The organism is Mucilaginibacter sp. P4_G9, assembly GCF_056400985.1.
In genome coordinates, this window is sequence record NZ_JBFUKF010000487.1 from 1 (window position 1) to 3438 (window position 3438).

3 protein-coding genes are annotated in these 3438 nt (G+C 35.6%); all 3 read left to right on the plus strand.

What is annotated here, in order from left to right; all coding sequences use genetic code 11:
• Positions 1 to 124: 124 nt before the first annotated feature.
• Positions 125 to 1453, plus strand: a complete 1329-nt coding sequence (locus AC1DPZ_RS24220; RefSeq protein ID WP_477408307.1) for an MBOAT family O-acyltransferase — start codon at positions 125 to 127, stop codon at positions 1451 to 1453.
• 6 nt (positions 1454 to 1459) lie between these two features.
• Positions 1460 to 2335 carry a hypothetical protein gene (locus tag AC1DPZ_RS24225; protein ID WP_477408309.1) on the plus strand — a complete coding sequence of 292 codons (876 nt, stop codon included), beginning with the start codon at positions 1460 to 1462 and terminating at the stop codon, positions 2333 to 2335.
• A gap of 589 nt (positions 2336 to 2924) precedes the next feature.
• A partial coding sequence (locus AC1DPZ_RS24230; RefSeq protein WP_477408311.1) for a hypothetical protein occupies positions 2925 to 3438 on the plus strand: 514 nt, incomplete at its 3' end.

Genomic DNA, 3438 nt, shown 5'->3' on the forward strand with positions numbered 1-3438 from the left:
CCAAATACGTTTGTTATATTGAAAATTAGATAATTTACCTATGCTTTTCAACAGTTACCCTTTCTTAATTTTTCTTTTTGTAACGTTTACCCTCTACTATCTTCCATTTGCATTTATAAGAAAGATGCAATTATCAATTTTAATAATAGCCAGTTTTATATTTTATTCTTATGAAAGGCCGGTCCTATTATTATTGCTCCTGGGGTCTATTTCTATAAATACTTTACTTAGCTATTTTATTTACAGATCCGAAAAGCACTTAGTAAAGCCTATTGTGGTTTTTGGGGTAGTATTTAACCTGGCGATAATTGCTTTTTTTAAGTATAGTCCATTAATTGCTACAAGCTTTAATAGCGCATTAAATATTCATAACGGCCTTACTAACTTTTTACTGACTATACCATTACCTATCGGAATTTCATTTTATACCTTTGAGGGTATAAGTCTCTTGCTTGATCTATACAAGGATAAAAACATTATTAAAGAGAAAACATTTGCAGAGCACCTTGGTAAAACGGCCATATTTATATCTTTTTTCCCCCACTTAATTGCTGGTCCGATATTAAAGGCCCGCGACTTTTATCCACAAATAAACACTAAGTTTTTAAAGGATATTTCATGGGAGGTTGCTATAAAAAAAATTATTTTGGGGTTCTTTTTAAAAATGGTGATTGCCGATAATTTAAGCGAAATAACGTCAAGCATCCAGTATCCTTATTTTCAGGGCTTTTCTTCCGGCAACCTATTGATGTATCTATTGGGGTATTCTATGCAAATATTTGCTGATTTTGCCGGTTACTCACTTATTGCAATTGGTGTGGGATTTTTGTTTGGCTATAACCTGCCGGAGAACTTTAATTTCCCATATATCTCATCCTCTTTTTCGGAATTTTGGMGAAGGTGGCATATCTCATTGTCTACATGGCTTAGGGATTACTTATATTTCCCTTTAGGCGGCAACAGGAAAGGCAATCTCCGTACCTATTTTAATTTGTTTATTGTAATGTTCTTAGGTGGCTTATGGCATGGCGCGGCATGGAGTTACGCTGTTTGGGGAGCAATGCATGGCTTCTTTTTAATGGTTGAACGCTTTTTCACTGGAAGCAAAGCAAACAACACAGAGAAAAGAAACTATTTTGGAATGGTTTACGTGTTTATTACAGTAACTGTTTTGTGGCTCCTGTTTAAGCTTACAGATTTTTCCACCTTCCTTTTGTATATAAAAGATATATTTATAAATACCAATATAGCATTTAAGATGGGAACGGATGAATTGAGCATCTTGTTTTATGCTGCAATTATTGTTCTTTATCATGCTGCTTATTTAGCTAAAGAAGTAAAAACACTTTCGCTGCGGTATTCAAGATTCGATGTTCCGGCTTATGGGCTAATGTTATTTTTTACTTTTGTTAATAGTGGCTCGGCAGGGGCATTTATTTATTTTCAGTTTTAAACAATTATGAAGAAAGTTGTCAATATAATACTGTTCGGGATTACCTGTTTGTTTATCTACAATGTTTTTTTAATTCTTTTCCCTTCGAAAATGCCGGCCTATGTAAACCGGGCCAGGGTAGAAAACTTTATTTATGCTAAAAAGGATTTTCCCATTGTATTAGCGGGATCATCGTTGAGTGGCGTTTTTGAAGAGCCAAAAGCAAAAGAGATTTTTGGTAATGACTATTTTAATATGTATTTACCTTATTCGGGTGCCTGCACAGGTGTTGAAGTTTTAAGACTCAGCAAAAAGACTCCAAAAATACTGTTTGTTGAGATTAATCAGGTACATCGCGGTACAGATTCAGATATGGTAAAGGGTATTTTTGAGTCACCTATTTACAGTTATAAAGGCCTGCTTCCTTTTACACTTGCAAAAAACAAATTCGTGTCCAATATGATAGACAGGTTTAAAAAACCGCCGCTTAACCAGGGAAGTAAAAAGCAACCTGCTGCGGTGTTATATAATAATTTGTTAAAGCGCATGCAAAAAACATATGGAAAGATTGAGGATAAAAAACATCTGGATAGCGAGATAGCTAAGCTGTCAAATACGCTTAAAGAATTTGCGTCTAATGGATGCCAAATATACCTTTATGAAATGCCTATGGATAGTAGCTTAAGATATTCGAAAGTTCTTGTTTATGAAAGAACGTATTTTGAAAATTTTGCGAAACAGAACAACTTTCATTTTATACCTGCGGATACTTCGCGGGCATATAAAACAGGAGATGGCGACCATTTGCTGGAAGGCGAAAGAATGATCTATCTGGATTACCTAAAAAAGCAAGGTCCTAATTTTAATAACGCTCAACAATCTAAGGCTGATCTTATTCATTAAGCAGTCATTAATATGGGTCGGGCTTATACGCGTGGCCCCTTCGTCACGTAGCATGCTGGGTACGCGATGATAGCACGGGAGTTTGCTGCGATACAAGCCCGCCAACCAATAATGCGAATCTGCCTGAAAAGGACTATCTCAAAAGGGCAGCCTATGCATTAAAATCATTTTTTAAACAGCCTCTAAGAAATAAAAAAGCATATCCAATCGGTCCTAAAACCTTTCAAATATGCTCTTTTTGCTTTTTATTCTCGTCGGGACGAGAAGATTCGAACTTCCGACCTCCAGCATCCCATGTTGGCGCGACARGGGCTACTATAAATCAATAAATATTGATTCGCATTCACATTGTCCCTTATTTAATCAGCTAATTTTCTTTTTTTAAACAATTCAATAACAAATTGCGTATTATATACTTTATATGTAAGTTTATGTAACCTAAATGAATTATTTATGGTGGTAAAATTTTAGACATTTATTTTGTCCGTACTTGGTGCTTTTTTTACTGAGATAATTAAGTTGTTAAACCGCCAAATAAGAACCGCCACCAGATGAAATAAATGCCTATATCATATAAAACTTAAACATTATGAGTAAGATTTTAATTTTTGCAGCTTTATTTAGCCTCTTAATTTGGGGATGTAAGAAAAAAGAGAAGTCGCCCGAGGCAGGTTTGTCAGGTGTATATGAACTTGAAAAACAAGTACTCGATCGCGGAGGCAAAGACTCTACGATTAAACGAACTCAAATTAAAATCTATACAGATCGTAACTATATGTATGCCAGCATAGTACCTGATTCATCTGTTGGGTTTGGCGTAGGCGCTTATACACTTGACTCGCCCAACCGACTTAAAGAACATAGTATCTATACCAGCAGAGCTATTGACTCACCCCTCACCTATAAGCTTGAGATTACAAGAAAACCTGGTGGTTATACCCAGGTCATTCCTGACTTTGCCACAGTAAGAGGTGTAAAATATGTATTGAAAGAAGATTACAAAAAATTCCCGCCAGCAGATAGCTCTGTACTTGATGGTTTGTGGAAAATGGAAAAAACCTATACAATAAAAGGCAAAGACACGATCCCAACTGATGTAACAC

Excerpts from the sequence above, each read along its gene's own strand:
- AC1DPZ_RS24225 (WP_477408309.1), top strand. The coding sequence starts at position 1,460 with ATGAAGAAAGTTGTCAATATAATACTGTTCGGGATTACCTGTTTGTTT.